This is a genomic window from Caulobacter sp. LARHSG274 (genome assembly GCF_052871235.1).
Genome location: NZ_JBIXJO010000002.1, coordinates 628,581 through 655,530, shown reverse-complemented (window position 1 = coordinate 655,530; position 26,950 = coordinate 628,581). Strand labels below are relative to the sequence as shown.

General features: G+C 68.4%; 34 protein-coding genes and 2 pseudogenes. 2 read left to right on the top strand and 34 right to left on the bottom strand.

What is annotated here, in order from left to right:
* Nucleotides 1–93: 93 nt before the first annotated feature.
* From dipM to ACIPQB_RS07400, 9 genes are all read right to left on the bottom strand, one after another.
* The gene (gene dipM, locus ACIPQB_RS07440; RefSeq protein WP_446484564.1) at nucleotides 94–2,028 is read right to left on the bottom strand and encodes a cell division endopeptidase DipM; all 1,935 of its coding nucleotides are present in this window, start codon (nucleotides 2,026–2,028) and stop codon (nucleotides 94–96) included.
* 100 nt (nucleotides 2,029–2,128) lie between these two features.
* On the bottom strand, nucleotides 2,129–2,788 hold the full coding sequence (locus ACIPQB_RS07435) for a protein-L-isoaspartate(D-aspartate) O-methyltransferase (protein WP_446484563.1): 660 nt from the start codon (nucleotides 2,786–2,788) through the stop codon (nucleotides 2,129–2,131).
* The gene (gene surE, locus ACIPQB_RS07430) at nucleotides 2,788–3,597 is read right to left on the bottom strand and encodes a 5'/3'-nucleotidase SurE (protein ID WP_446484562.1); all 810 of its coding nucleotides are present in this window, start codon (nucleotides 3,595–3,597) and stop codon (nucleotides 2,788–2,790) included. The genes ACIPQB_RS07435 and surE overlap by 1 nt, the downstream gene beginning before the upstream one ends.
* Before the next feature lie 169 nt (nucleotides 3,598–3,766).
* Nucleotides 3,767–5,245 carry a serine--tRNA ligase gene (serS, locus tag ACIPQB_RS07425; protein WP_446484561.1) on the bottom strand — a complete coding sequence of 493 codons (1,479 nt, stop codon included), beginning with the start codon at nucleotides 5,243–5,245 and terminating at the stop codon, nucleotides 3,767–3,769.
* 201 nt (nucleotides 5,246–5,446) lie between these two features.
* Nucleotides 5,447–5,869, bottom strand: a complete 423-nt coding sequence (locus ACIPQB_RS07420; RefSeq protein WP_446484560.1) for a GFA family protein — start codon at nucleotides 5,867–5,869, stop codon at nucleotides 5,447–5,449.
* A 91-nt stretch (nucleotides 5,870–5,960) separates the two neighbouring features.
* Nucleotides 5,961–7,382, bottom strand: a complete 1,422-nt coding sequence (locus ACIPQB_RS07415; RefSeq protein WP_446484559.1) for a Do family serine endopeptidase — start codon at nucleotides 7,380–7,382, stop codon at nucleotides 5,961–5,963.
* Between the two features lie 114 nt (nucleotides 7,383–7,496).
* Nucleotides 7,497–8,753, bottom strand: a complete 1,257-nt coding sequence (locus ACIPQB_RS07410) for a TCR/Tet family MFS transporter (RefSeq protein WP_446484558.1) — start codon at nucleotides 8,751–8,753, stop codon at nucleotides 7,497–7,499.
* Between the two features lie 59 nt (nucleotides 8,754–8,812).
* A complete protein-coding gene (locus ACIPQB_RS07405; protein WP_446484557.1) occupies nucleotides 8,813–9,163 on the bottom strand; it encodes an MmcQ/YjbR family DNA-binding protein in 351 nt (116 codons plus the stop codon).
* Between the two features lie 208 nt (nucleotides 9,164–9,371).
* Nucleotides 9,372–10,616 carry an alkaline phosphatase family protein gene (locus ACIPQB_RS07400; protein WP_446484556.1) on the bottom strand — a complete coding sequence of 415 codons (1,245 nt, stop codon included), beginning with the start codon at nucleotides 10,614–10,616 and terminating at the stop codon, nucleotides 9,372–9,374.
* Between the two features lie 156 nt (nucleotides 10,617–10,772).
* On the opposite strand from ACIPQB_RS07400, the gene ACIPQB_RS07395 reads away from it, so the two are divergent.
* Both ACIPQB_RS07395 and ACIPQB_RS07390 read left to right on the top strand, forming a co-directional pair.
* A complete protein-coding gene (locus ACIPQB_RS07395) occupies nucleotides 10,773–11,678 on the top strand; it encodes an ABC transporter ATP-binding protein (RefSeq protein WP_446484555.1) in 906 nt (301 codons plus the stop codon).
* A complete protein-coding gene (locus ACIPQB_RS07390) occupies nucleotides 11,668–12,483 on the top strand; it encodes an ABC transporter permease (protein WP_446484554.1) in 816 nt (271 codons plus the stop codon). The genes ACIPQB_RS07395 and ACIPQB_RS07390 overlap by 11 nt, the downstream gene beginning before the upstream one ends.
* Nucleotides 12,484–12,490: 7 nt before the next feature.
* Here ACIPQB_RS07390 and ACIPQB_RS07385 read toward each other — a convergent pair.
* From ACIPQB_RS07385 to rplB, 25 genes and pseudogenes are all read right to left on the bottom strand, one after another.
* Nucleotides 12,491–13,282, bottom strand: a pseudogene (locus ACIPQB_RS07385) (methyl-accepting chemotaxis protein); the annotation flags it as partial.
* A gap of 255 nt (nucleotides 13,283–13,537) precedes the next feature.
* A pseudogene (locus ACIPQB_RS07380) lies at nucleotides 13,538–13,678 on the bottom strand (HAMP domain-containing protein); the annotation flags it as partial.
* A gap of 799 nt (nucleotides 13,679–14,477) precedes the next feature.
* A complete protein-coding gene (gene rplQ / locus ACIPQB_RS07375; protein WP_446484553.1) occupies nucleotides 14,478–14,888 on the bottom strand; it encodes a 50S ribosomal protein L17 in 411 nt (136 codons plus the stop codon).
* Nucleotides 14,889–15,083: 195 nt separating this feature from the next.
* A complete protein-coding gene (locus ACIPQB_RS07370) occupies nucleotides 15,084–16,100 on the bottom strand; it encodes a DNA-directed RNA polymerase subunit alpha (RefSeq protein ID WP_056759332.1) in 1,017 nt (338 codons plus the stop codon).
* Between the two features lie 75 nt (nucleotides 16,101–16,175).
* Nucleotides 16,176–16,565, bottom strand: a complete 390-nt coding sequence (gene rpsK / locus ACIPQB_RS07365) for a 30S ribosomal protein S11 (protein ID WP_007662706.1) — start codon at nucleotides 16,563–16,565, stop codon at nucleotides 16,176–16,178.
* Nucleotides 16,566–16,578: 13 nt separating this feature from the next.
* Nucleotides 16,579–16,947: a 30S ribosomal protein S13 gene (rpsM, locus tag ACIPQB_RS07360; RefSeq protein WP_012285684.1), complete on the bottom strand. Its 369-nt coding sequence runs from the start codon at nucleotides 16,945–16,947 to the stop codon at nucleotides 16,579–16,581.
* Between the two features lie 174 nt (nucleotides 16,948–17,121).
* Complete coding sequence (locus ACIPQB_RS07355) at nucleotides 17,122–17,691, bottom strand: adenylate kinase (RefSeq protein WP_446484552.1); 570 nt, start codon at nucleotides 17,689–17,691, stop codon at nucleotides 17,122–17,124.
* Nucleotides 17,692–17,823: 132 nt separating this feature from the next.
* Nucleotides 17,824–19,182 (bottom strand): preprotein translocase subunit SecY, encoded by a 1,359-nt coding sequence (gene secY / locus ACIPQB_RS07350; protein ID WP_446484551.1) that lies wholly within the window; start codon nucleotides 19,180–19,182, stop codon nucleotides 17,824–17,826.
* A 264-nt stretch (nucleotides 19,183–19,446) separates the two neighbouring features.
* Nucleotides 19,447–19,932, bottom strand: coding sequence for a 50S ribosomal protein L15 (gene rplO, locus ACIPQB_RS07345; RefSeq protein ID WP_446484550.1), 486 nt, complete (start codon nucleotides 19,930–19,932; stop codon nucleotides 19,447–19,449).
* Nucleotides 19,933–20,093: 161 nt separating this feature from the next.
* Entirely contained in the window at nucleotides 20,094–20,285 is a 192-nt protein-coding gene (rpmD, locus tag ACIPQB_RS07340) for a 50S ribosomal protein L30 (protein ID WP_446484549.1), read from the bottom strand.
* Nucleotides 20,286–20,288: 3 nt separating this feature from the next.
* Nucleotides 20,289–20,894: a 30S ribosomal protein S5 gene (gene rpsE / locus ACIPQB_RS07335; protein ID WP_018113050.1), complete on the bottom strand. Its 606-nt coding sequence runs from the start codon at nucleotides 20,892–20,894 to the stop codon at nucleotides 20,289–20,291.
* 10 nt (nucleotides 20,895–20,904) lie between these two features.
* Nucleotides 20,905–21,261, bottom strand: coding sequence for a 50S ribosomal protein L18 (gene rplR / locus ACIPQB_RS07330; RefSeq protein ID WP_007662729.1), 357 nt, complete (start codon nucleotides 21,259–21,261; stop codon nucleotides 20,905–20,907).
* Nucleotides 21,262–21,264: 3 nt separating this feature from the next.
* Complete coding sequence (gene rplF / locus ACIPQB_RS07325; RefSeq protein WP_446484548.1) at nucleotides 21,265–21,798, bottom strand: 50S ribosomal protein L6; 534 nt, start codon at nucleotides 21,796–21,798, stop codon at nucleotides 21,265–21,267.
* 17 nt (nucleotides 21,799–21,815) lie between these two features.
* Entirely contained in the window at nucleotides 21,816–22,214 is a 399-nt protein-coding gene (rpsH, locus tag ACIPQB_RS07320) for a 30S ribosomal protein S8 (protein WP_007662733.1), read from the bottom strand.
* A 10-nt stretch (nucleotides 22,215–22,224) separates the two neighbouring features.
* Nucleotides 22,225–22,530 (bottom strand): 30S ribosomal protein S14, encoded by a 306-nt coding sequence (gene rpsN / locus ACIPQB_RS07315; protein ID WP_446484547.1) that lies wholly within the window; start codon nucleotides 22,528–22,530, stop codon nucleotides 22,225–22,227.
* Between the two features lie 21 nt (nucleotides 22,531–22,551).
* Entirely contained in the window at nucleotides 22,552–23,109 is a 558-nt protein-coding gene (gene rplE, locus ACIPQB_RS07310) for a 50S ribosomal protein L5 (protein ID WP_446484546.1), read from the bottom strand.
* Nucleotides 23,102–23,416 carry a 50S ribosomal protein L24 gene (rplX, locus tag ACIPQB_RS07305; RefSeq protein ID WP_446484545.1) on the bottom strand — a complete coding sequence of 105 codons (315 nt, stop codon included), beginning with the start codon at nucleotides 23,414–23,416 and terminating at the stop codon, nucleotides 23,102–23,104. Before rplX ends, rplE begins: the two co-directional genes overlap by 8 nt.
* Nucleotides 23,416–23,784: a 50S ribosomal protein L14 gene (gene rplN / locus ACIPQB_RS07300; protein WP_007662742.1), complete on the bottom strand. Its 369-nt coding sequence runs from the start codon at nucleotides 23,782–23,784 to the stop codon at nucleotides 23,416–23,418. The genes rplX and rplN overlap by 1 nt, the downstream gene beginning before the upstream one ends.
* 17 nt (nucleotides 23,785–23,801) lie before the next feature.
* Nucleotides 23,802–24,041 carry a 30S ribosomal protein S17 gene (gene rpsQ / locus ACIPQB_RS07295; RefSeq protein WP_007662746.1) on the bottom strand — a complete coding sequence of 80 codons (240 nt, stop codon included), beginning with the start codon at nucleotides 24,039–24,041 and terminating at the stop codon, nucleotides 23,802–23,804.
* Between the two features lie 10 nt (nucleotides 24,042–24,051).
* Nucleotides 24,052–24,246 (bottom strand): 50S ribosomal protein L29, encoded by a 195-nt coding sequence (gene rpmC, locus ACIPQB_RS07290; RefSeq protein ID WP_446484544.1) that lies wholly within the window; start codon nucleotides 24,244–24,246, stop codon nucleotides 24,052–24,054.
* Nucleotides 24,243–24,683 carry a 50S ribosomal protein L16 gene (rplP, locus tag ACIPQB_RS07285; protein WP_012285672.1) on the bottom strand — a complete coding sequence of 147 codons (441 nt, stop codon included), beginning with the start codon at nucleotides 24,681–24,683 and terminating at the stop codon, nucleotides 24,243–24,245. The genes rpmC and rplP overlap by 4 nt, the downstream gene beginning before the upstream one ends.
* Nucleotides 24,684–24,695: 12 nt before the next feature.
* Nucleotides 24,696–25,445 (bottom strand): 30S ribosomal protein S3, encoded by a 750-nt coding sequence (rpsC, locus tag ACIPQB_RS07280; RefSeq protein ID WP_028041108.1) that lies wholly within the window; start codon nucleotides 25,443–25,445, stop codon nucleotides 24,696–24,698.
* Nucleotides 25,445–25,825, bottom strand: a complete 381-nt coding sequence (rplV, locus tag ACIPQB_RS07275; RefSeq protein WP_012285670.1) for a 50S ribosomal protein L22 — start codon at nucleotides 25,823–25,825, stop codon at nucleotides 25,445–25,447. Before rplV ends, rpsC begins: the two co-directional genes overlap by 1 nt.
* A gap of 3 nt (nucleotides 25,826–25,828) precedes the next feature.
* Complete coding sequence (rpsS, locus tag ACIPQB_RS07270) at nucleotides 25,829–26,107, bottom strand: 30S ribosomal protein S19 (RefSeq protein ID WP_012285669.1); 279 nt, start codon at nucleotides 26,105–26,107, stop codon at nucleotides 25,829–25,831.
* Between the two features lie 3 nt (nucleotides 26,108–26,110).
* Nucleotides 26,111–26,950 carry a 50S ribosomal protein L2 gene (gene rplB, locus ACIPQB_RS07265; protein ID WP_446484543.1) on the bottom strand — a complete coding sequence of 280 codons (840 nt, stop codon included), beginning with the start codon at nucleotides 26,948–26,950 and terminating at the stop codon, nucleotides 26,111–26,113.

Below are 26,950 nucleotides of genomic sequence, written 5' to 3'. Positions count from 1 at the left end.
GCCTCAGCTCGTCCTTGACGAGCGTCTGGCCGCCGCATTCGCCCGCGCCGACCTTCTCGGTAGCGGCAGGCGCGGCCGTTCCGCCAGCCCAGCCTACTTCGGCAGCACCAAACCGGGATCCACCGGGCGGGCCTTGTCCTTCGGGGTCGGGGCGTAGCGGACTTCGAAGTGCAGTTGCGGTTCGGTGACGCCGCCGGTCTGGCCGACCGCGCCGACGACCTGGCCCTGGGTGACCTGCTCGCGCATCTTCACCTCGGTGGACGACAGGTGGGCGTAGGCCGTCACCCAGCCGTCGGCGTGCTTGATCAGCACGAGGTTGCCGAAGCCCGGCACCTGGTTGCCGGCATAGACCACCTCGCCGGCGGCGGCGGCGCGGACCGGGGCGCCGAGGGCGGCGCGGATATTGACGCCGTCATTGCGCTGGCCCGTGCCCTTGGGACCGAAGTCGGAGAGGGTCTCGCCCTGCAGCGGCCAGACGAAGCGGCCGCGGCCGGCGGCGGTGATCTCGGCCTCGGTCGGCGGGGCGCTGCTTTCGATGATCGGGCGGCCACCAGGCGGCATGGCGGCCGGCGGCGGGACCATCGGCTGGGCCGCGACGGGGGCGCTGGGCCGCGGATAGCTGCTGGCCGGCGGCGGGGTATAGGGCCGCGGCGTCGACGGGCCGGGGGCGTAGGGGACCGGGGCAGACGGCGTGGTCGCGGCCGGCGGCACATAGATCGGAGCCGGCGTGGTCGGGCGCGGGACCGGGGTCGGGGCCGGCGGCGGCGCGGTGGTCACCGTGGTCCGCAGCGGGCCGCGGTCGCGATAGCCGGACGGCAGGCGCAGCTTCTGGCCCTTCTTCAGGGTCGCGCCGACGCGGATGTCGTTCTCGGAGGCCAGGGCGGCGGGCTTGACGCCGAAGCGCTTGGCGACCTCGGCCACGGTGTCGCCGCCCTGGGCGACATAGGCCTTGGCCGTGGTGGCCGGGCCCTTCAGCTTCTGGCCCGGATGGATGCGGTACGGGGCCTTGAGGTCGTTGTCGTCGACGAGGTCGGCGCGGGTCGTGCCCAGCTCGCGGGCGATGGAGTCGATCGCGTCGCCCGACCGGACGGTGTAGACGCGGCGCGGGCCGGCGACCTCGACCACCGGACCAGTGACGCTGACCGTCGTGGTGGTGGTCGGGCGGGCCGGCGGCGGCGCCTCGGCGCTGACCGTCTCGGTCATCCGCGAAGGCGCGGCGGCCGGCGTACGGCTTGGGGTTCCGATCGCCGCCTGCCGGGTCGCGGCTTGGGCCGGGAGCTCTTGAGCCACCGGCGGCAGCACGGTGGTCTTGGTCGGGCCCCTGTCCTTGTAGCCGGCCGGCAGGCGCAGCTTCTGGCCCTTGCGGATCGCCGCCCCGGTGCTCAGGTCGTTCTCGTCGGCCAGGGCCGCGGCGGTGACCGAGAAGCGCTTGGCGATGGCGAACATGGTGTCGCCGGTCTGGACCACATAGGCCTTGGCCTCGGTCTGCGGGCCCTTCAGGGTCTGGCCGGGCTTGATCCGGTACGGGGCCTTCAGGCCGTTGTCCTTGACCAGGTCGGCGCGGGTCGTGCCCAGCTCGCGGGCGATGGAGTCGATCGCGTCGCCCTTCTTGATCTTGTAGGTCCGGCCCGGGCCAGCGACCTCGACGACCGGGCCGGCGACCGTGGTGACGACCACGGGCCGCGGCGGCGGGGTCGGCCGGGGTTGCGGCGGCGGCGGGGGCGGCGCGGCCGGCGGCGGCTCGGCGGCCTGGACCGGGGCCAGGGGCTGGCTGGACACCCCGACGCTGGAGGGCGGCGGCGACAGCGACTGCGGCGGCTCGTCGGCCTGGGTCTGGACCGGGGCCTCGGGCTGCGGATTGGCCGGCGGGGCCTGGACGATCGGGAAGTTGGGGGTCAGGCCGCGCGGCGCGGCCCCGGCCGGCTCGCCCGCTCGCGTCGGATATTGCGCGCCGCCGGTGGTCTCGCAGGCCGCGAGGGTTCCAGCCGTCAGGGCGATCACCGCCGCGCGCGTCCACAACTGCCTCATAGCCTCTCCTCTCCCTCGCGAGGCTCTAGTGGCCGCCGCAAGGGTAAACCCATCATTAAACATCTTGCCCCGCGTCGGGAAACCCGGCGGCGCCGGCCCGCTATTCGCGGGCGACGCCGTCCAGGATCGGGACGAAGCGCACGTCGCATAGGACCTCGACCGTGAAGCCCCCCTCGCCGTCGCCGGCATAGCGGCGAAGGCTCTGCACCGGACCCTTGCCGACCGGCGCCACCAGGACGCCTTGCGGCTTGAGTTGGGCCAGCAGAGCTTCGGGCTCATCCTGGGCGGCGGCCGTGACCAGAATACGGTCGAACGGCGCCTGTTTGGGCCAACCTTCCCAGCCGTCGCCGAACTTGGTGATGACATTGGTCAGGCCCAGGGTCGAAAACCGGGCCTCGGCCTCCTTCATCAGGGTGCGATAGCGCTCGATCGTATAGACCAGCCGCGAGACCCGGCTGAGCACGGCGGTCTGGTAGCCCGAGCCGGTGCCGATCTCCAGCACCCGGCAGCGCGGCTCCAGGGTCAGGGCCTGGGTCATCAGCCCGACGATGAACGGCTGGCTGATGGTCTGGCCGCAGGCGATCGGCAGGGCCGAATCCTCCCACGACCGCTCCTTGAACAGGTCCGGCGTGAACAGGTCGCGCGGGGTCTTCTCGATGGCGCCCAGCACGGCCGGGTCGGTGACGCCCTGGGCGCGCAGGGCCGCCATCAGGGCCTTGAGCCGGGCCTCGGGGGTCTCGGGCGACCGGGCCTGGGCCATCACGCCGCCGGCTCCGCCGCGACGGGATCGGGCCGCGGCGGGGCGCCGCCGAGCAGGCCCTTCATGGCCGCGATCGTCGGGTTGTGGGTCAGGTCGATGTGCAGGGGCGTGACCGAGATGCGCCCCTCGTAGACGGCTTTCAGATCGGTTCCCTCCGCCGGGCTGGACGGCTGGGTGGTGAAGCCGGTCCAGTAATAGTCGCGACCGCGCAGGTCGGTGCGTTTTTCCATGCGCCGCATGTGCGAGTCGCGGAAGCCCTGGCGGGTGACTTCGACGGCGGTGATGCTTTCGGGGGCGATGGCCGGGAAATTGACGTTCATGATGACGTCGCGGGGCCAGCCGATCTCCAGCAGGCGGCGGACGATGCCCGGCCCGTAGGCCTCGGCGGTCTCCCAGTGGGCGACGACGTCGTCGTGGAAATAGGCCATGGCCTGGGACAGGGCGATCGACGGCACGCCGAGCGCCATGCCCTCGATGGCGCCGGCCACGGTGCCCGACAGGGTGACGTCCTCGGCGAGGTTCTGGCCGCGGTTGACGCCCGACAGCACCAGGTCCGGGGCCGGGCCGTCGATCAGCTGCTGGACGGCCATGGCCACGCAGTCGGTCGGCGTGCCCTCGACGGCGAAGCGGCGCGGTTCGATCCGCCGCACCCGGATCGGGTCCGACAGGGTCAGGGCCCGGCTGGCCCCCGACTGCTCGTATTCCGGGGCCACGATCCAGATGTCGTCCGACAGGACCCGGGCGATCCGCTCCAGACTCTGCAGGCCCTCGGCGTGAATGCCGTCGTCGTTGGTGAGGAGAATGCGCATTATTTCCTTCTCCCCTTGCGGGAGAAGGTGTCGGCGGAGCCGACGGATGAGGGGTCGCACAGGCGGTTGGGGAGGAAAGCGGCTGAAACGGTCTTCGACCCCTCATCCGTCGGCCTTCGGCCGCCACCTTCTCCCGCAAGGGGAGAAGGGAGAATGGAGCGCGCGCCGGTCACCCTTCGCCCCCGATTTGCGTCACCCCGCCCATGTACGGGACCAGCACGTCCGGCACGGTGATCCGCCCGGCCTCGTCCTGGTAGTTCTCCAGCACCGCCACCAGGGTGCGGCCGACCGCCAGACCCGAGCCGTTGAGGGTGTGGACGTACTGGGTCCCCTTCTCGCCGGCCTTCTTGAAGCGGGCGTCCATGCGCCGGGCCTGGAAGTCGCCGCAGTTGGAGCACGAGCTGATCTCGCGATAGGTGTTCTGCGACGGCAGCCAGACCTCGAGGTCATAGGTCTTGCGAGCGCCGAAGCCCATGTCTCCGGCGCACAGCAGCATGGTGCGGAACGGCAGGTCGAGCTTCTTGAGCATCGCCTCGGCGCAGGTCACCATGCGCTCGTGCTCGGCCTCGCTCTGGTCGGGGGTGGTGATCGAGACCAGCTCGACCTTGTAGAACTGGTGCTGGCGGATCATGCCGCGAGTGTCGCGGCCGCTGGCGCCGGCCTCGGAGCGGAAGCTGGGGGTCAGGGCGGTGAGCCGCAGCGGCAGCTCCTCCTCGCCGGTGATCTGCTCGCGGACGAGGTTGGTCAGGGAGACTTCGGCGGTGGGGATGAGCCACCGGCGGTCAGGACTTTGCCCTGCTTGATATTCTCCTAGGGCCTCAGCAAAGGCCAACCTTTGCCTAGCTTCTTGATCAGCCCGTGTTTGTATATTCCGCTCGTCGCCGGGCTCATGGATGTCCTCAACCTTGGTATCGAGAAGAGCCTTCCAGCGAGCTTGTGACAGGGCCTTTACGTCGTCGAAGTAGTTGGGAATACGGAATAGGTCCTCGGCGAACTTCGGCAGCTGCCCCGTCCCGAACAGCGCCTCGTCCTTGACCAGCAGCGGCGGCGACACCTCCGTATAGCCGTGCTCCACCGTCTGCAGGTCGAGCATGAACTGGCCGAGCGCCCGCTCCAGCCGGGCGATCTGGCCCTTCAGCACCACGAAGCGGGCGCCGCTCATCTTGGCGGCGGCCTCGAAGTCCATGCCGCCGAGGGCCGCGCCGAGGTCGACATGGTCCTTGGGGGCGTTCAGCCGGCCGGCCGGCAGCTTGGACGCGTCGCCCCAGCGGCGGACCTCGACATTGCCGGCCTCGTCCTCGCCCGGCGGCACGTCGGCGGCGGGGACGTTGGGCAGGCTGGCCAGCAGGTCGCGCAACTCGCCGCCGACCTCGGTCTCGGTCCGGGCGGCCGAGGCCATGACCTCCTTCAGGCGCTCGACCTCGGCCATCAGGCGGGCGGCTTCGGCCTCGTCCTTCTTGGCCTTGGCCATGCCGATCAGCTTGGAGCTCTCGTTGCGCTTGGCCTGGGCCTCTTGCAAGGCGGTCTGGGCCGCGCGCAGGGCCGCGTCCAGCTTGACCGCCTGGTCGGCCGCGCCCGAACGGCCCTTGGCCGACCAGGCGGCTTCATAGGCTTCGGGGTTGTCGCGGATGGCCTTGATGTCGTGCATCGGGAGCGCTCGGGAGGATGCGTCGGGAACGGACCTCTCTAAGGCGCGTCGGCGGGGGCGCCAAGCGCGGTGTCGGGTCGCGGGCGGACGCTCGACGCCAAACCGTCCATCATGACAAGGCCGCGTGGAGAGGAGCCCCTCCTACGAGGCCCAGGATCACACGGCAGGAAGAAAGCCCGGCGTCGAACGGGGCGCCTGGCCCTACTCCGCCATCGCCTCGCCGGTGCCGCCGAACTCGGCCGGGAAGTCCTTCAGCTTGGGCAGGCCGTCGCGCATCGGCAGCACGGTCTGGGCGTAGTTCACGTGCACGCCGGGCGTGAAGGCCAGGGTCGGCAGGGTGGCGGCGAACACGTCCACCAGACCCAGGGTCGGATGGCCGGTCATCAGGTGGCCGCCGCACTTGGCGCAGTATTGCCGCTGGCTGAACCCGGTCTTCTCGTAGGTCGCCACCGCGTCGGATCCGGCGGTGATCCGCACGGCCTGCGGCTTCCACAGGCTGAAGGCGTTGACCGGCCCGCCGGACCAGGAGCGGCATGAGGCGCAGTGGCAATAGCCCATCGCCTCCGGCTCGCCCTCGGCCTCCAGCTGGACCGCGCCGCAAAAGCAACTTCCAACATAGGTCATGGCGCGCTCCTCAACGGATCGTCGGTCGGCCGCAGCGGCTACGGTACCGCTGGCGGGCCTTGCCGACAAGCGCCGGGACGAGCGCGCCGCGTCAGGTCCGGAAGCGGGCCGTGATCCTCTGGCCGTTGCGCTCGATGGTCACCGTCCAGGTCCCCGCGCCGCTGCTGGTCGCCGCCGCCAGCTCGGCGGTGGTGCCGATGGCCTTGCCGTTGACCTCGCGGACGAAGTCGCCGGGCCGCAGGCCGGCGTCGAGGGCGAAGCCCTGGCCGATCTTGGTGATCAGCACGCCGCGGCCGGCGAACGGGTCGACGCCCAGGTCCTGGGCCGCGGCCGGCGACAGGTTGACCACCGTGGCGCCGTCGAACGGGTTGCGGCCCTTCAGCACGCGCTCGTCCTTGGCCGGGGTCTGGGGCGCGGCCTCGGCCCGCAGGGTCAGGGTCTGTTCCTTGCCGCCCCGGTTGATCAGCACCGACACCCGGTCGCCGATCTTGTGGGTGCCGATGGCGAAGGCGCCGCCGCCTTCGTCGTTCACCGCCCGGCCGTCGATGGTCAGGATCACGTCGCCGTCGCGGATGCCGGCCCGGTCGGCCGAGCCGCCGGGATAGACGTCGGAGATCACCACCCCGCGCGGAGTGGCCAGGCCCAGGCTGCGGGCGATCTCGCCGGTCACCGGCTGGCCCTTCACGCCCAGCCAGGGCCGCACCACGCTGTGGCCGCCGCCCAGGGCCGTGCTCACCACCTGGCGCACGACCGCCGCCGGAATGGCGAAGCCGACGCCGCTGGACGAGCCCGAGCGCGAGATGATGAAGGTGTTCACCCCGACCAGGTCGCCGTCCATGTCGACCAGCGGGCCGCCGGAATTGCCCGGATTGATCGCCGCGTCGGTCTGGATGTAGCTGCCGAACTCGGCCGCCCCGACATCGGTGCGGGCCAGGGCCGAGACGATGCCGTTGGTCACGGTCTGGCCGACCCCGAACGGGTTGCCCATGGCCAGCACCAGGTCGCCGACCTCCAGCTGCTCCTGGTCGTCGATGGCGATCACCGGCAGGCGCTCGCCCTTGGTGTCGATCTTCAGCACCGCCAGGTCCGAGCGCGGATCGTCCAGCAGCACCGTGGCCGGGAACTCCCGGCGGTCGGTCAGCTGGACGGTGATGTCGCTCATGTTCTCGATATTGTGGTGATTGGTGATGATCACCCCGTCGGCCCGGACGATCGCGCCGGAGCCCAAGGACCCTTGCACCTGCTCGCGCGGCGCGCCGCCGCCGCCGCCCATGAAGAAGTCCCAGAACGGATCGGCCTGCTGGCGCACGACCCGGCGGCTGGCGACATTGACGATGGCCGGCGCGGTCTTCTTCACCACCGGCGAGAACGAGGCCTTCATCGACATCGGATCGGTCGGGGCCCGGCGGGTGGGCTGGGCCAGGTCCGGGATCGACTGGGCCTTGGACGGTCCCTGCGGCGAGCAGGCGGCCAGCAGGACCAGAGCGGGAAGCACGGCGCGATGGGATCGCATGGGCGTTTGGCGACTCCGTGATTGGCGGCCCGCGAGATCAGCGAAGCTTTCGGGCGCATTGATGGCGGCCGAGGTTCGGATTCGGCCGCAAACGCCGAGGACGGACCCTGGCACTTAAGCCGCTTCGGCCGCCTGAGGTTCCGCCGCCAGCGGATGGGCGACGCGGAAGGCCAGGAGGCTGGCCCCCAGCAGCAGGGTCGCGGCGATCAGGACCGGCAGGCCGGGCATGTGCAGGGTGGCGTCGTGGCGGACCACCCAGGCGAACGGCAGCAGGTAGAGCGACGGGCCGATGATCGACGAAATACCCATCATCGCCGAATTGGCCCCCTGCAGCTGGCCCTGCTCATAGGGCGCGACCCGGCGGGTCATCAGCCCCTGCAGGCCCGGCTGGATCAGGCCGGTGAAGGCGAAGATCGGCAGGCCGCACAGATAGAGCCAGCCGGTCGGGGCCAGGCCGTAGATCATGAAGCCGACGCAGCCCGAGAACAGGCCGATCAGCAGCGCCCCGCGCTCGCCGACCCGCTTGACCACCGGCCCGACCACGAAGCTCTGCAGCAGGATGCCGGCCACGCCGCTGCCCATCAGGGTCAGGCCGATCAACTGCGTGGACCAGTGATAGCGGAAGCCCATGTACAGCACGAAGACGCTGGGCAGCACGTTGTGCGACAGCTGGAAAAGGAAGCCGACCACGGCCAGGCCCAGCAGGTTGGGCTTGCTCTTGAGCAGGTTCAGCGAGCCGACGGGATTGGCCTTCTTCCAGTCGAAGCGCTCGATCCGCTTCTCCGGGGGCAGGGACTCGGGCAGCACGAAGAAGCCGTACAACCAGTTGCACAGGGCCAGGCCCGCGCAGACCAGGAACGGCAGGCGATGGTCGAAGTGCCACAGCCAGCCGCCCAGGGCCGGGCCGAAGGTGAAGCCCACCCCGAACGCCGCCCCCATCAGGCCAAAGCCCTTGGCCCGGTCCTGGGGCGCGGTGACGTCGGCCACATAGGCCCCGGCAGTCGAGAAGCTGGCCGCGGTCATGCCGTTGAACACCCGGCCGACGAACAGCCACCACAGGTTGGGCGCGAAGGCCATGAACAGGAAGTCGATCCCCAGGCCGAAGATTGAGGTCAGGATCACCGGCCGACGGCCGAAGCGATCGGACATCAGGCCCAGGATCGGCGAGCAGAAGAACTGCATCACCCCCCAGGTCGTGGCGAACAGCACGGCCCACAGGGCGGTGGCGGCGGTGTCGCCGCCGTTGAACCGCTTCATCAGTTCCGGCAGCACCGGAATCATCACGCCCAGAGACAGCACGTCCATGCTGGCGGTGACGAAGATGAAGCCCAGCGCCGCCTGGCGCCGCGTTCCGCTGATGGCTTTGGTCATGGCTCGGCGTCTTCCCTGGGGTGGTGTTTGTGCGACCTGGAAGGGAGTCGGGCAAGCCCTCAGGAGCTCGTCCGGCGCGCCTCCAGCAGGGCGATCTGGCGCTTGTTGGCCTTCAGTCGCCAGGCCGCCTCCAGGGCGCCGCGCAGGGTGAGCTCGTCGACGGCGTCCAGCACCACCAGGGTCGCGCCCTTCAGTCCCCACGCGCCGGGGACGGGCGCGAACATCGCCGGCTCGACCCCGACCACCATGTCCTGCTGCTCGCGAGTCAGGGACACCATGCCGAAGCCGGGATTGGGATAGCCCAGGGTGGCGAAGATCCGCCCGACCCGGAAGTCGACGGTGCCCATGTGGGCGCTCTCGACCGCCTCGGGCAGGGCCAGGGCCAGGCGGCGGAAGTCGTCGGGCGTCATGAACCTAGAGCCAGCCCTGGATCTTCAGGCCAAAGGCCGCCTCCAGCCACTTCAGCGCCGCCTTGGGATTGCGATAGCAGAGGGCCGAGGTGAGGGAGGCGCGGTGCATGACGGGACTCCATTCGCAGTGTCGGGGAATATCTAGCGCTACAAGATCATTGGCGACAGGAGGGACCTTCGCCCAGGCCGGGCGGCGGCCCCGCCCCTTTCAGCGCAGCGCCGCCTTCACCGGCGCCAGTGAACCGTCCCCCTTGTCGCCCTTCACGCCGATCAGCCGCGTCAGCAGCGGATAGACGTCGACATTGTCGAACACCGGCAGCACCACGCCCGGCTTGAACGCCGGACCATGGGCAACGAACACCGCGCGCATGTCCGGGCTGGCCGGATCATAGCCATGCGCCCCGCCGTCGCGCGGATGCTCGGCCCAGCGCTTCTTGAGGGCGCTGGCGGTGGTGAAGTACCAGCCGCTCTGGGCCAGGCAGACGATCGGCGGCACCCGCGGATTGGTCCCGTAGCCGAAGCGGGCCGGGATCCTGGCCTTTTGCCAGCAGGTCAGGTGCGGATGGGCTTTCAGCATCGCCGCCGTCACCTCGGCCTCGAAGCCCGGCAGCGGCCGGACGCCGACGATCGAGCCGGTGCTGACGAACTTGGCCTTGGCCGGGTCGGCCAGGGTGGCCACGTCGACCAGACCGCTCAGCGGCTGGGGGGCCATGCCGTGGTCGGCGACGACGACGAGGTTGGTGCTCTGATAGAGCCCCCTCGCCTTCAGCCCCGCCACCAGCCGGGCGATGGCGGCGTCGACCTCGGCGGCGGCGGCGTTCACCTCCGGAGAATAGGGACCGTAGTGGTGGCCCTCGGTGTCGGTGCGGTCGAAATAGAGGGTGGCGAAGCCCAGCGGCGGCTCCCTGGCGTCGATCCAGGACAGCAGGGTGTCGACCCGGTCATTGGACGGGACCTTGATGTCGAACGCCTGCCAACGGCTGGGCCGCACGCCGTCGATCCGGGCTTCCGAGCCGGGCCAGAACAGCGTGCCGGCGTGGACGCCCTGCTGCTCGGCGCTGACCCAGATCGGCCTGGCCTGGTCCCACCAGCGGCCGTCGGCGACCGCCTCGTGGTTGGACATGCTGAAACTGACGCCGGGGATGGCGTCGTCTTCCAGCGTGTTGTTGACCATGCCGTGGTGGTCGGGCCGCTTGCCGGTCACCAGGGTGTAGTGATTGGGATAGGTCAGGGACGGGAACGACGGTCGCATCGCCCCGCGCACGCCGTCGGCCGCCAGGGCGTTCAGGGCGGGGGTGTTTCCCCGGTCCAGATAGTCGGGCCGGAAGCCGTCCAGGGAGATCAGGATGGTCAGGGCCGCCCCCTGGGTCGGCGACGGCGGCGGCGATGGCGCCGCCGAGGCGCAGGCGCCCAGGGTCAGGGCCAGGACCAGGGCGACCAGACGACGGACCATCACGCATCTCCAACTCGACGCCTCGCCTATAGCCCAGCCGTGTGACGGCCCGCCATCCATGACCGCGACTTCACTTGGCGGTTCGAGCGCCCCCGGCCATAGTCGCCGCATCTTTCCAGGGAGTCGCCGCATGACCGCCACCGGAACCCTTTCCGCATGAGCTTCGCCCTGGAGGCCGAGGGCCTCGTCAAGACCTACGGCCCGGTGCGGGCCCTGGACGGCCTGACGCTGAGCATTCCGGCCGGCGGGGTGTTCGGCGTGCTCGGCCCCAACGGCGCGGGCAAGAGCACCCTGTTCCGCATTGCTCTTGGCCTGGTCCGCTCCACCAGCGGCGCGGCGCGGCTGTTCGGGGCTCCGGCCGGGGCGACGGCGTCGCTGCGCCGGGTGGGGGCGATGATCGAGACCCCGCGCTATCCGCCCTATCTGACCGCCCGCGACACCCTGAGGATGCTGGCCCTGGAGAGCGGGGCCGGCGACAAGGCCGATATCGACTTCTGGCTCGACCGCGTCGGCCTGACGGCCGCGGCCGACCGCAAGACCGGCGGCTTCTCGGTCGGCATGAAGCAGCGGCTGGGCCTGGCGGCGGCCTTCTTCACCCGGCCCGAGCTGGTGATCCTCGACGAGCCGACCAGCGGCATGGACCCGGCCGGCATCCAGGAGATCCGCGCCCTGATCCGCGACCTGGCCGACAAGGAGGGCGTGACCATCATCCTGGCCAGCCACCAGCTGGACGAGGTGCGGCGGGTCTGCGACCGGGTGGCGATCCTGTCCAAGGGCAAGCTGGCGGCCGAGGGCTCGGTCGAGGCCCTGACCGGCGGCCGGGCCCGCCTGCGGCTGGCGGTGACGCCGGTCGAGCGGGCCCTGGCCGTGCTGGGCGAGCGCGGCGCCGCCGACGGCCCCGACGCCGTGCTGGCCGACATCCCTCGCCCCGAGACCCCCGCCCTGATCCGGGCCCTGGTCGAGGCCGGGGTCGAGATCAGCGAGGCCCGCTGGCGCGAGGCCGACCTGGAGAGCGCCTATCTGGGCGCCCTGGACCTGAAGGAGACGGCCGATGCTCGCTGACGCCATCGCCGCCGAGCGGTTCCGCCTCAGCCGCGACCGCGCCGCCCTGTTCTGGGGCTTCCTGTTCGCGCCGCTGGCCGCCCTGCTGTTCAGCCTGGCCACCGATCTCTTCGTCCGCGCCGCTTTCCATCGGACTATTCCCGGCGCGACGACCGACCTGGCCAACCGGGCTATGGGCGCGGTGGCCGGGGCCTCGGGGCCGATGACCGCCCTGTTCCTGCTGATCGGGGCGGCGTCGATCCTGGCCGGCGACTATCGCTGGGAGACCTGGCGGCTGCTGACCCCGCGCAACAGCCGGCTGAACCTGCTGGCCGCCAAGCTGATCGTCTTCGCCGAGGCCGCCGCCTGGAGCCTGCTGGCCACCGCCCTGGCCGCCGCGCTGGGCGGGGTGTTCAGCAGCGTGATCAACGCCGCTCCGCTGGTCGGCCCCGCCGTCGGCTCGGCCTTCCTGGGCCAGTTCGCCGGCGTGTTCCTGATCACCTGGCTGGAGGTGGTGATGATCGGCGCCCTGGCCGGCGTGGTCGGGGTGTTGACCCGCTCGACCCTGGGGGCGGTGATCGCCGGCCTGGTCGTCGTCGCCGTCCAGTCGACCCTGGCCGCGGCGGTGCAGGAGACCAGCTGGAAGAGCCTGGCCATCCCGGCCTACGCCGCCCGCCTGCTGAAGGCGTTCGTCGCCTCCCCGGCCGAGATGCGGCCGGAGGGTGGTCCGGCGGGTCTGGGTCTGGTGCTGCTGGTCGCCTGGCTGGTGGCGCTGGTCGCCGCGGCCCTGGCGCTGTTCCGCCGACAGGACCTGACGAAGGAGTAGGCGCGCCCTAAGCCGCCGCCCGCCCCGGCCGCGCTGCGCCGACCTGGAAGTGTCCGACCTGGTCCTGCAGGCGCACGGCGTCCTCGGCCAGGCCGCGGCTGGCAGCGGTGGCCTGCTCGGCCATGGCGGCGTTCTGCTGGATGACCTGGTCCATCTGGGCCACCGCCTGGTCGACCTGGACCAGGCCGGCGGCCTGCTCGCGGCTGGACTGGGCGATCTGGCCCATCAGCCCGCCGATCCGTCCGACCCGGGCGATGATGTCGTCCAGGGCCGCCCCGGTCTCGCCGACCAGGGCGACGCCCGAGCGGACATGGTCGGAGGACTCGGCGATCAGGCCCTTGATCTCGCGGGCCGCCTCGGCCGAGCGCTGGGCCAGGGCCCGCACCTCCTGGGCGACGACCGCGAAGCCGCGGCCCGCATCGCCGGCCCGGGCCGCCTCGACCCCGGCGTTGAGCGCCAGGAGGTTGGTCTGGAAGGCGATCTCGTCGATCACGCCGAGGATCTGCGAGACCTTGCTGGACGAGGTCTCGATCTGGGTCATGGCCTCCGCCGCGCGGCCGACGACCTGGCTGGAGCGGTCGGCCACGGCGCGGCTGTCGGTGACGGCGGTGTTGGCCTCCTCCGCGCCCTGGGCGGTCTGCTGGACGCCCGCCCCGAGCTGGCGCAGCGCCGCGGCGGTCTCGGCCAGGCTAGCGGCCTGGCGCTCGGTGCGGGCCGAGAGATCCTCGACCGCCCCGCGGATCTCGCCGGCTCCCGAGCGCAGCACCCCGGCCCCGCCGATCACCTCGCCCAGCGTCTCCTCCAGGGCGGCGATGGCGCGGTTGAAGTCGCCGCGCAGGCCTTCATAGGCCGGCGGGAACGCCTGGGACAGGCGGGCGGTCAGGTCGCCGGCCGACAGCCGGGCCACGGCGGCGCCGAGGGCCTCGACCACCTGCAGGCGGCCGGCCGCCTCGGCCTGGCGCTCGGTATCGGTGCGGGCCTTGATCGCCTCGGCCTGGCCCTGCTCGGCGGCGATGCGCGCCTCGGCGGCCTGACGGTCGAGGATGGCCTCGCGGAACACCGCCACCGAGGTGGCCATGCCGCCGATCTCGTCGCCCCGGCCCGCGAACGGCACGGCGCTGTCATAGTCGCCGCCGGCCAGCCGGCCCATATAGCCGGTCATGGCCTGGATCGGCCGGACGATGCGGCGGCTCATCAGCACCACGCCCCCGCCGACCACGGCCAGCATCAGCGCCCCGGCCCCGGCCAGCAGCAGGAAGGCCAGGCGGGTCTGGCGGGCCGCGGCGGCCTCGACCGCCTGGGCGTCGTGGTTGGCCATGACCACCACCTTGTCGATGATGGCGCGGTGGGCCTCGTACGCGGCGTCGGCCCTGACCAGACCCTGGCGGGCGCGCTCCAGGTCGCCCGAGCGCACGGCCGGCAGGACCTCCTGGTCGATCTGGCGCCAGAACTCCGCGGCCGGCGCGGCCGACTGGACGACCAGCATGTCGCGCATGGTCGGGTCGATCGGCGCCTGGGCCCAGTAGGCGCGCCGGGCGTCATAGTCCTTGCGCAGGGCCGCCAGCTTGTCAGAGGCGGTCGCGACGGTCTCGGGATGGGCCACCAGCTTGGTCGCCACCAGGTCGGCCTCGACCACATAGAGCGGCGGCGGCAGGATGTCGGCGACGATGTCCTTGTTGGCGACGATCTGGCGGAACAGCGGCCCGCCGACCCTCAGGCCCTCGATCGCGAACAGGGCCAGGCCGCCGGCCAGGACCACGCCCACGGCCAGCGCGCCGCCGAAGCCGCGCATGACGCCGGAGATCTTCATCTCCACCCTCCCCAAAATTCTTAGGGCGGAGATTGAGCCGACGAAGTGAACAAAGGCTCAACCATGCCTCCGGCCCCTGGGATCAAACGTCCTTGAGACGAAATGACGCGCCGAGGGCGGGCGGCCAAACGAAAAGGGCCCCGGATCGCTCCGAGGCCCCCTCCATCAGCTTGCGCCGAAAATCCTAGTCTTCCGAACCCGTGAACACCGGACCGGAGTCCTTGCCCTTGGCCGAGACGTCGCGGTCGACGAACTCGATGACGGCCAGCGGGGCGTTGTCGCCGTAGCGGAAGCCGGCCTTCAGGACGCGGATGTAGCCGCCCTGGCGGTCCTTGTAGCGGGGACCGATGGTGGCGAACAGCTTGCCGACTTGCTCGACGTCGCGGACGGTGCTGATGGCCTGGCGACGGGCGTGCAGGTCGCCGCGCTTGGCCAGGGTGACCAGCTTCTCGACGAACGGACGCAGTTCCTTGGCCTTGGGCAGGGTGGTGACGATCTGCTCGTGCTTGATCAGCGAGGCCGACATGTTGGCGAACATGGCGGTGCGGTGAGCGGACGTACGGCCCAGTTTACGGTGTGCTTTACCGTGACGCATTGTGGTCTCTCCTGGGCCTTGGCCCGCTGTCGCGCGAAGAAGAAGCGCGGATTGTCACCTATCCCGGCGGCGTCCCAGCCGGGGTCAGAACGAAGCGCCGGGGCCCTCCACCGCTGTTGCGGCTTCAAAAGGCCCAGGCCGCCCACCGGTTCCTGGGAACTGGCGGGCGGCCCGGATTAGGCGCGTTACGCGGTCTTAGATCTGGTCTTCGAACTTCTTGGCCAGGTCTTCGATGTTTTCGGGCGGCCAGTTCGGCACGTCCATGCCCAGGTGCAGGCCCATGCCGGCCAGCACTTCCTTGATCTCGTTCAAGGACTTGCGGCCGAAGTTCGGCGTGCGCAGCATCTCGGCTTCGGTCTTCTGGATCAGGTCGCCGATATAGACGATGTTGTCGTTCTTCAGGCAGTTGGCCGAGCGGACCGACAGTTCCAGTTCGTCGACCTTCTTCAGCAGGGCCGGGTTGAACGGCAGTTCCGGCTTGGCCTCGTCGGCGGTCTTGGCCTTGGGCTCTTCGAAGGTGATGAAGATCTGCAGCTGGTCTTGCAGGATGCGGGCGGCGTAGGCCACCGCGTCCACCGGCGTGACCGCGCCGTTGGTTTCCACTTCTAGGATCAGCTTATCATAGTCCAGCGACTGGCCCTGGCGGGTGGGCTCGACGCGATAGGCGACGCGCTTGACCGGCGAGTACAGGGCGTCGACCGAGATCAGGCCGATCGGCGCATCTTCCGGACGGTTGCGGTCGGCCGGGACATAGCCCTTGCCGGTGTTGACCGTGAACTCCATCCGCACCGAAGCGCCGTCGTCCAGCGTGCAGAGCACGTGGTCGGGATTCAGGATCTCGATGTCGGCGGGGGTTTCGATCTGACCCGCGGTCACCGGGCCGGGGCCCGTGGCGCGCAGGGTCATGCGCTTGGGGCCTTCGGCGTGCATGCGCACGGCCAGCTGCTTGATGTTCAGAACGATGTCGACGACGTCTTCGCGGACGCCCTCGAGCGAGGAGAATTCGTGCACCACGCCATCGATCTGGATGGCGGTGACGGCGGCGCCCTGAAGCGAGGAGAGCAGGACGCGGCGGAGAGCGTTGCCGAGCGTCACACCGAAGCCGCGTTCGAGCGGCTCGGCCACGATGCGAGCCTTGCGGGTCGCGTCGGCGCCAGTCTCGATCTGCGGCTTCTCAGGACGGATCAGCTCGTTCCAGTTTCTTTCGATCACGTGGTCGATCCCTTGAACGCGGCTCGCCGGCCGCGAATCTCGCAGCCGGCGATGGAGAATTGGGTAGTGATAGTACTAGACGCGACGACGCTTGGGCGGACGGCAGCCGTTGTGCGGGATCGGCGTCACGTCGCGGATCGTCGTGATGGTCATGCCGGCGGCCTGAAGGGCGCGCAGGGCCGACTCACGGCCCGAACCCGGACCTGACACGTTGACCTCGAGGGTCTTCACACCATGCTCGGCGGCCTTCTTGCCCGCGTCTTCCGCTGCCATCTGAGCGGCGTACGGGGTCGACTTGCGCGAGCCCTTGAAGCCCATCGCCCCGGCGCTCGACCAGGAGATGGTGTTCCCCTGGGCGTCGGTGATGGTGATCATGGTGTTGTTGAACGAGGCGTTCACGTGCGCCACGCCCGAGGTGATGTTCTTGCGTTCGCGCTTTTTAACGCGCGCCGGTTCCTTGGCCATCGGTTAGGCTGCCTTACTTCTTCTTGCCGGCGATCGGCTTCGCCGGACCCTTGCGGGTGCGGGCATTGGTGTGGGTGCGCTGACCGCGGACCGGCAGGCCCTTGCGGTGACGCAGGCCGCGGTAGCAGGCCAGGTCCATCAGGCGCTTGATGTTCATCGAATTTTCGCGGCGCAGGTCGCCTTCGACGGTGAAGTCCTTGTCGATCGTTTCACGGATCGCGAGCACTTCGGCGTCGGTCAGCTGGTTGACCCGGCGGGCGTCATCGATGCCCACCTTCGTGACGATGTCACGAGCGGACTTCTGGCCAATGCCATGAATGTACTGAAGCGCGATCAGAACGCGCTTGTTCGTCGGGATGTTGACGCCTGCGATACGGGCCACGTCTAATGTTCTCCTAGTCACGCACTAAAGACGCGAACGGCGCGCCCGGCCCGGTCTTTCGACCCAGTCCGGCGCGCACAGATCGCGCCCTTTCGCGGAAGCGCCCCGTTATAGGGATAGTTGCGCATCCGTCAATGGCGGAATCCGATCGAATGAAAGGATTCCAACGAAGTCTTAAGCCACGACCGAAAGCGCGGCGTCGATGGAGGCGGCCACGGTTTCCACCGAAGCCATGCCGTCCAGTTCCACGAGCTTGCCCTGCTCGCGGTAGTAAGGAAGCAGCGGCGCGGTCTGGGCGTTGTAGGCCGCCAGGCGCGTCACGAACACTTCCGGATTGTCGTCGGGTCGGCCCTGGTCGGCGAATCGCTTGCTGATCCGTTCGATGAGCGCGGGCTCGTCTACCTTGAGTCGGAGAACGGAGTCGATCTTCTGCCCCCGCTTGGCCAGCATGGCGTCCAGCGCCTCGGCCTGGGCCACGGTGCGCGGAAAGCCGTCGAAGATGGCCCCGCCGGCCGCTTCGGCCTCGGGCAGCCTGTCCTCGATCAGGGCGATGACGATGTCGTCGGTGACCAGGTCGCCGCGGTCCAGCACGCCCTTGACCTTCTGCCCGAGTTCCGAGCCCGAGGCGATGGCGGCGCGCAGCATGTCGCCGGTCGACAGCTGGACCATGCCGCGCTGCTCGACCAGGCGCTTGGCCTGGGTGCCCTTCCCCGCCGCCGGCGGTCCGAACAGGATCAAGTTCATCAATTTGCTTCCCGCGTTTTCACGGATCTGCCGCCCGTATCCGCCAGACCTAGAGTGGGTTCGATAAAAACGGAAGCCGGTTTGTGACAAACCGGCCTCCGCGTTCATACCTTCCGCAGGTGCGTTATGAGGCTAGCGCCCCTTGCCGCCGCGCAGCTTGGACTTCTTGATCAGGCCTTCGTACTGGTGGGCCAGCAGGTGGGACTGGATCTGGGCCACCGTGTCCATGGTCACGGTCACGACGATCAGGATCGAGGTGCCGCCCAGGGTGAACTTGGTCGGGCCCATGCTGTTCATCAGCAGTTCCGGCAGGATGCAGACGGCGGTGATGTAGGCCGCGCCGATCACCGTCAGGCGGGTCAGCACATAGTCCAGATATTCCGCCGTCCGCTTGCCCGGGCGGATACCCGGCATGAAGCCGCCGTACTTGCGCAGGTTCTCGGCCGTCTCCTCGGGATTGAACACCACCGAGGTGTAGAAGAACGAGAAGAAGATGATCAGCGAGGCGTACAGCACCATGAACAGCGGCTGGCCGTGCTGCAGGGCGCCGACGACGCTGGGCAGCCATTGCAGCCAGTTGGGCAGGTTGGCGGTGGCCAGGAAGCCCATGGCCGTGGTCGGCAGCAGCAGCAGGCTGGAGGCGAAGATCGGCGGGATGACCCCGGCGGTGTTCAGCTTCAGCGGGATGAACGAAGTGTCGCCGCCGATCATCCGGTTGCCCTGCTGGCGCTTGGGATAATGGATCAGGATCCGGCGCTGCGAGCGCTCGACGAAGACGATGAAGAAGATCACCGCGACGGCCAGGATGGCGACCGCGAACAGGGCGAAGCCCGACATCGAGCCGGTCTGCACCTGGGTGAACATCTGCACCACGCCCAGCGGCAGGGCCGAGACGATGCCGGTGAAGATGATCAGCGACACGCCGTTGCCGACGCCGCGGCTGGTGATCTGCTCGCCCAGCCACATCAGGAACAGGGTGCCGCCGGTCAGGGTGACGACGGTGGAGATCACGAAGAAGGCCGGGGCGATGCCGCTGACCACCACATTGGCCTGGCTCTGCAGGCCGATGGCGATGCTGAACGACTGCACCAGGGCCAGCACCACGGCCAGGTAGCGGGTGTACTGGTTGAGGGTCTTGCGGCCGGCCTCGCCGCCTTCCTTCTTCAGCTTCTCCCACGGCGGATACACCGAGCCCATCAGCTGCACGATGATCGAGGCGCTGATGTAGGGCATGACGTTCAGCGAGAAGACCGTCATCCGCTGGACGGCGCCGCCCGAGAACATGTTGAACATGCCCAGGATGCCCTTCGACTGATTGGCGAAGGCGGCCTGGAAGACCTCGATGTTGATCCCGGGGATCTGCACATAGGTGCCCAGGCGGTACACGATCAGGGCGATGAGCGTGAACCAGATGCGCTTGTGAAGTTCGGTGGCCTTCTGGAAGGACCCGAAGTTCATGTTGGCTGCGAGTTGTTCGGCGGCCGAGGCCATTCAAATCCCCACGTCGAGAGCGCGCGCCGCATCCGCGGTCAGGTCGCGCTCCAAGCATAATTCTGAGCCGAAACCCGGACGGCGATGAATCGACGCCCGGGCCAGACCCTTCGTACGGAGCCGTACATAGGTGAGGCTCGCCGCGATGTCACGGCGAGCCTCATGATTCCGTCATCCCGGCGGGAACTGCGGAGACGATGGGAGATGCGATCTCCCCGCCCCGCGATCCCGGTCGCCGGCGGCGTCCGGGATGACGCTATGGTCTTAGGCTTCGGCCTGAACCTTGGCCTTCTTGGTCACGGTCACCGAACCGCCGGCCGCTTCCACGGCCTTGATGGCCGCTTCGGTCGCCGAATAGACGGTCAGCTTCAGGGCGGACTTGATCTCGCCCTTGCCCAGCAGCTTCACGCCGTCCAGTTCGCGACGGATCACGCCCGCGGCGATCAGGTCGGCGGCGGCCAACTCGGCGCCGGCCTTCAGCTTGCCGGCTTCGACGGCCTGTTCCAGGCGCCACAGGTTCACTTCGGCGAACTCCAGGCGGAAGGGGTTGTTGAAGCCGCGCTTGGGCATGCGCATGTGCAGCGGCATCTGGCCGCCTTCGAAGCCGGCGATGGCGACGCCCGAGCGCGCCTTCTGGCCCTTCACACCGCGACCGCCGGTCTTGCCCTTGCCCGAACCCGGGCCGCGGCCGATGCGCATGCGGCCCTTGGTCGAGCCGGGAGCCGGAGCCAGTTCATTAAGCTTGGTCATGTGTGCCTCTCCTTGGAGATCTGCGCCCGGCCAGCGGCCGGACTCGGCTTTGGAAACGATAGTTCTTTTGGCTTCGCCGAGGCCCGACAGGGGGTCGGGCGTTCAAACGAAAACCACCCCGGCTTTCACCGGGGTGGCGATTTCGACGTCTCGTAGCAGAACTACTCGACGATTTCCAGCAGGTGCTGGACCTTGCGGATCATGCCGCGCACCGAGGGGGTGTCTTCCAGCTCGGACTCGCGGCCCAGCTTGTTGAGACCCAGGCCAGCGAGCGTGGCGCGCTGGACGGCGTTGCGGCGGATCGGGCTGCCGGTCTGGCGAACCTTCACGGTCTTGGTTTTTGCTTCAGCCATGTCTTAGCCCTCGATGGCGTCCGGAGCCGAGGCTCCGTCGGCGCGGCGGCCGAGAATGTCGCCGACCTTCTTGCCGCGCTTGGCGGCGATCTGGCGGGGCGACGATTGAACCTTCAGGGCCTCGAACGTGGCGCGGACCATGTTGTACGGGTTGCTGGAACCCGTCGACTTGGCCACCACGTCCTGGACGCCCAGGGTTTCGAGAACCGCGCGCATCGGACCGCCGGCGATGACGCCGGTGCCGGGAGGGGCCGCGCGCATCATGACCTTGCCAGCGCCCCAACGGCCGTAGCCGTCGTGGTGCAGGGTGCGCGACTCGCGGAGCGGGACGCGGACCATGGTCTTCTTGGCTTCTTCGGTCGCCTTGCGGATGGCTTCGGGCACTTCACGCGCCTTGCCATGACCGTAGCCGACGCGGCCCTTTTGGTCGCCGACGACCATCAGAGCGGCGAAGCTGAAGCGACGGCCGCCCTTCACGGTGGCGGCGACGCGGTTGATGTGGACGAGCTTTTCGACGATGTCGCTGTCGACCCGCTCTTCGGGGGCGTTGCGGTCGCGACGGTCCCGGCGTTGGCCGCCTTCTCCGCGCTGTTGGTCACCACGAGCCATGATGTTTCCCTTAGAAGTTCAGGCCGGCTTCGCGCGCGGCGTCGGCCAGGGCTTTCACCCGTCCGTGGAAGATGTAGCCGCCGCGATCGAAGACGACGTCCTTGACGCCCTTTTCGATGGCGCGCTCGGCGACGAGCTTGCCGACCAGGGCGGCCGCGTCCTTGTCCGCGCCCTTGGTCGCGGCTTCACCCTCGAGGGTGGAAGCCGAAGCCAGGGTCACGCCGCGTTCATCATCGATGATCTGGGCGTAGATGTTCTTGGACGAACGGAAGACCGACAGCCGCGGACGGCCGTTGGACAGAGCCTTGAGGCGGGTGCGGGTGCGTTGAGCACGACGCACGGCGGATTCGCGAGGTGAGAGCGCCATGGCTTACTTCTTCTTGCCTTCCTTGCGGCGAACCTTCTCGCCGGCATAGCGCACGCCCTTGCCCTTGTAGGGCTCCGGCGGACGGATGCGGCGGATCTTCGCGGCAATCTCGCCGACCGCCTGCTTGTCAGCGCCGGCGATCTTGATTTCAGTCTGCTTGGGCACCGCGAAGGTGACGCCGGCCGGAGCCTCGACGTCCACGTCGTGGGAGAAACCGAGCTGGATGGAGAGCGCAGTGCCCTTCATCGCGGCGCGGTAACCGACGCCGACCAGTTCGAGGGTTTCCTCGAAGCCGGTGGTGACGCCTTGCACCATGTTGGCGACCAGCGTGCGGGACAGGCCCCACATCGACTTGGCGCGCTTGCTCTCATCGCGCGCCGTCAGCAGCAGGTCGGAACCTTCCTGCGAGACGGCGATCTCTTCGGCGATGGTCCAGGCGAGCTGCCCCTTGGGGCCCTTCACCGTGACCGTCTGCCCGTCGATCGTGACATTCACGCCCGAGGGGATTGCGACGGCTTTCTTACCGATCCGTGACATGTTTTTCCCTCCCGCGCCTAGTAGACGCGGCAGAGGACTTCGCCACCGACATTAGCGTCGCGTGCGGCGGAGTCCGACATGACGCCCTTCGGCGTCGAAAGGATCGAGATGCCCAGGCCGTTCTTGATCGGCTTCAGGTCCTTGATCGACGAATAGACGCGACGGCCAGGCTTGGACACGCGGCTGATCTCGGCGATCACGGGCTCACCGTCAAAATACTTGAGCTCGATCTCGAATTCGGGGAACGCGCCGGGCTTCTCGACCAGCGAGTAGCCGCGGATGTAGCCTTCGTCGGCCAGCACGTCCAGGACGCGGGCGCGCAGCTTGGAAGCCGGCGTCGCGACCTTGGCGCGCTTGCGCGTGGCGGCGTTCTTGATGCGAGCGATCATATCGCTCAGGGGATCGTTCATCGACATCTGATCGTCCTCACCAGCTCGACTTGACGAGGCCGGGGATCTGGCCCGACGAGCCGAGCTCGCGGAGCGCAATCCGGCTCATCTTCAGCTTGCGATAATAGGCGCGCGGGCGGCCCGTGACTTCGCACCGGTTACGGATGCGAACGGCGGACGAGCTGCGCGGAAGCTTCGCGAGCTTCAGGCGGGCTTCGAAGCGTTCTTCGAGCGGCAGGCTTTCGTCGTTGGCGATCGCCTTCAGCGCGGCGCGCTTGGGGGCGAGTTGCTTGACGAGGGCCTTGACCGCGAGGTTGCGGTTGACGGCGCTTTTCTTGGCCATGGTGTGTTTCCCTGCCCGCTCTTAATTGGTGAACGGGAACTGGAATTCCTTCAGGAGCGCCTTGGCTTCCTGATCGGACTTCGCAGTGGTGCAGACGATGATGTCCATGCCCCAGATCTGTTCGATCTGGTCATAGTTGATTTCCGGGAACACCAGGTGCTCCTTCAGGCCCATGGCGTAGTTGCCACGGCCGTCGAAGCTCTTGCCGTTCAGGCCGCGGAAGTCCTTCACGCGCGGCAGCGCGATCGTGACCAGGCGGTCGAGGAACTCGTACATCCGGTCCTTGCGGAGGGTCACCTTGGCGCCGACCACCATGCCTTCGCGCAGCTTGAAGCCGGCGATCGACTTGCGGGCCTTCGTGGCGACCGGCTTCTGGCCCGCGATCAGGGTGAGATCCTTGATCGCCGTCTGGGCCTTCTTGGAGTCCGCGACAGCTTCGCCGATGCCCATGTTCAGGACGATCTTGTCCAGCTTGGGGATCTGCATCTCGTTGGTGTAGCCGAACTGTTCCTTCATCGCGGCGCGGATGCGCGCGCGATATTCGGACTTCAGCCGGGGTTCGTAAGCTTGATCAGCCATTGATCACCTCGCCCGTCGTCTTGGCGAAACGCACCTTCTTGTCGCCTTCGATCTTGAAGCCGACGCGGGTGGCCTTGCCGTTGGAGTCAACGAGCGCGACGTTCGAGACGTGCAGCGCCGCTTCCTTGCTCTTGATGCCGCCTTGCGGATCGGCTTGGGTGGCCTTGGTGTGGCGTTGAACCAGGTTCACGCCTTGCACCAGGACGCGGTTCTCCTTGGGGAGAACCTGGGTCACAGCGCCTTGCTTGCCCTTGTCCTTGCCGGCCAGGACGACGACGCGGTCGCCCTTCTTGATCTTAGCGGCCATTACAGCACCTCGGGGGCGAGGGAGATGATCTTCATGTGGTTCTTGGCGCGCAGTTCGCGGGGAACCGGGCCGAAGATCCGCGTGCCGACCGGCTCGCTCTGCTTGTTGACGATCACCGCGGCGTTCTTGTCGAAACGGATCAGCGACCCGTCCTTACGCTTCATGCCTTGGTTCACGCGAACGACGACGGCGCGCAGCACGTCGCCCTTCTTCACGCGGCCGCGCGGAATGGCTTCCTTGACGGACACGACGATCACGTCACCGACGCTGGCGTAGCGACGACCTGCGCCACCCAGCACCTTGATGCACATGACCCGGCGGGCGCCGGAGTTGTCGGCGACTTCCAGGTTAGTTTGCATCTGGATCATGGTTCAAACCTTCCAGATTAAGCCGAAGCCTTGGGAAGGACTTCCCAGGTCTTCAGCTTGGACTTCGGAGCGCACTCAACGATGCGAGCAACTTCGCCCGCCTTGTACGCATTGCTCTCATCGTGCGCGTGGTACTTCTTGGACCGACGCACGATCTTCTTCAGCAGCGGGTGAACGATGGTCCGTTCAACCTTGACCACTACGGTCTTGTCGCCCTTATCGGAGACGACAACCCCTTCGAGGATACGCTTGGGCATATCGTTCTCCTTAAGCCGCGGCCTTGGCGCGCAGCACGGTCTTGATGCGGGCGATGTCCTTGCGGATCTCGCCAACGCGGTGGGTCTTTTCCACCTGACCGGTCGCCGCCTGGAAGCGCAGGTTGAACTGCTCCTTCTTCAGGTTGAGCAGTTGCTCGGCGAGCTGGTCGGGAGTCATGCCCCGGATATCAGCAATCTTGGTCATGCCGCTTCGGCCTCCAGAGCCGCACCAGCGTCGATGCGGGTGACGACACGGGTACGGATCGGCAGCTTGGCCGCGCCGAGGCGCAGCGCTTCGCGCGCGATATCGTCCGGCACGCCGTCGATTTCGAACATGATCCGGCCCGGCGCGACGCGCGCGGCCCAGTGATCGACGGCGCCCTTGCCCTTACCCATCCGGACTTCGGCCGGCTTGCCGGTGACCGGCACGTCGGGGAAGATGCGGATCCAGACGCGGCCTTGACGCTTCATCTGGCGGGTGATCGCGCGGCGGGCCGCTTCGATCTGGCGAGCCGTGATGCGTTCCGGCTCAACGGCCTTGAGGCCGTAGGAGCCGAAATTCAGCAGGGTGCCGCCCTTCGAGGTGCCGTGGATACGGCCCTTGAATTGCTTGCGGTACTTGGTTTTCTTCGGTGACAGCATAGCGCTCTATCCTTAGCCCCGATCGCGACGGCCGCGGTCGCCCCGGTCGGGACGATCGCCGCGCTCGCGTCCGCCACCTTCGCCGGCCGGGCCGGATTCAGTGGCCAGACGCTTGTCGAGCGCCATCGGGTCATGCTCCAGCACTTCGCCTTTGAAGATCCAGGTCTTCACGCCGATGATGCCGTAGGTGGTCTTGGCTTCCGCGAAACCGTAGTCGATGTCGGCGCGCAGGGTGTGGAGCGGCACGCGACCTTCGCGATACCATTCCATCCGCGCGATTTCGGCGCCGCCGAGGCGGCCCGACACGTTGATGCGGATGCCCTTGGCGCCGAGACGGACGGCCGATTGGATCGACCGCTTCATGGCGCGACGGAAGGCGATCCGGCGCTCGAGCTGCTGGGCGATGGACTCGGCCACCAGCTGGGCGTCGGTTTCGGGCTTGCGGATCTCGACGATGTTCAGGTGAACCTCGCCTTCGGTCATCACCGACAGGTCCTTGCGGAGCTTGTCGATGTCGGCGCCCTTCTTGCCGATGATCACGCCCGGACGCGCCGCATAGATGGTCACGCGGCACTTCTTGTGGGGACGCTCGATGATGATGCGCGAGACGCCGGCTTGATACAGGCGCTTCTTGAGCATCGCACGGACCGCGAGGTCCTGGTGCAGGAGCTTGCCGTACTGCTCGCCGTCGGCGAACCAACGGCTGTCCCAGGTACGGTTGACGCCGAGCCGCAGCCCGACCGGATTGACTTTCTGACCCATCAGGCGGCCTCACCCAGTTCGCGGACCACGATGGTGATCTCGGAGAACGGCTTTTCAACGCGCGTGGCCCGACCGCGCGCACGCGGCGAGAAGCGCTTCATCACCAGGTTCTTGCCCACATAGGCCTCGGCGACGACCAGCGAGTCGATGTCGAGGTTGTGGTTGTTCTCGGCGTTGGAGATCGCCGAGTACAGCGCCTTGCGGACGTCCTGGGCGATGCGCTTGTGGCTGAATTCGAGCTCGTTCAGAGCGCGCTGGACGTTCAGGCCACGGATGGACTGAGCGACCAGGTTCAGCTTGCGGGCGCTGGTGCGCAGGGTGCGAACCTTGCACATCGCTTCGTTAGCCGGCAGGCGGCGAGGTTGTTTAGCTTGGCTCATGGCCTACTTCCTCTTCGCCTTCTTGTCGGCGGCGTGGCCGGGGAAGTTGCGGGTGGGTGCGAACTCACCGAACTTCATGCCGACCATGTCTTCCGACACGGAGACGGGAACGTGCTTCTGACCGTTGTGCACGCCGAACACCAGGCCGACGAACTGCGGCATGATGGTCGAGCGGCGCGACCAGGTCTTGATGACGTCCTTGCGGCCCGACGCGAGAGCGGCGTCGGCCTTCTTCAGGAGGTACCCGTCGACGAACGGGCCTTTCCAGACGGAGCGGGTCATGGCTTAGCGGCCCTTTTTCGCTTTGTGGCGCGAACGGATGATGAACTTATCCGTGGCCTTGTTGACGCGGGTCTTGGCGCCCTTGGTCGGCTTGCCGGCCGGGGTCACCGGGTTACGACCGCCCGAGGTCCGACCTTCACCACCACCGTGGGGGTGGTCGACCGGGTTCATGGCGACGCCGCGAACGTGGGGACGACGACCCATGTGACGAACGCGCCCGGCCTTGCCGAGGTTTTCGTTCATGTGGTCGGGGTTGCTGACGGCGCCGACGGTGGCCATGCAGCTGTCGAGCACCATGCGCAGCTCGCCCGAGTTCAGGCGGATCTGGGCGTAGCCGGCGTCACGACCGACCAGCTGGGCGTAGGCCCCGGCCGAACGGGCGATCTGACCGCCCTTGGCGGGCTTCAGCTCGACATTGTGGATGATCGTGCCGATCGGCAGGGTGCGCAGCGGCGAGGCGTTGCCCGGCTTCACGTCGACCTTGTCGGCGGTGACGACTTCGTCGCCGGCCTTCAGGCGTTGCGGGGCCAGGATGTAGGCCAGCTCGCCGTCGACCTGATACTTGATCAGGGCGATGAAGGCGGTGCGGTTGGGGTCGTACTCAAGACGAACGACCGTGGCCACGCCCTGCTTGCGACGCTTGAAGTCGACCAGGCGGTACAGGCGCTTGGCGCCGCCGCCGCGGAAGCGGACCGCAATGCGGCCATTGCCGCCGCGACCGCCCGACTTGGTCAGACCTTCGACCAGCTTCTTTTCCGGGCGGCCCTTGTGGAGCTCGCTGCGGTCGATCAGCACCAGGCCGCGCTGGCCGGGGCTGGTCGGATTGAAATGCTTCAAGGCCAT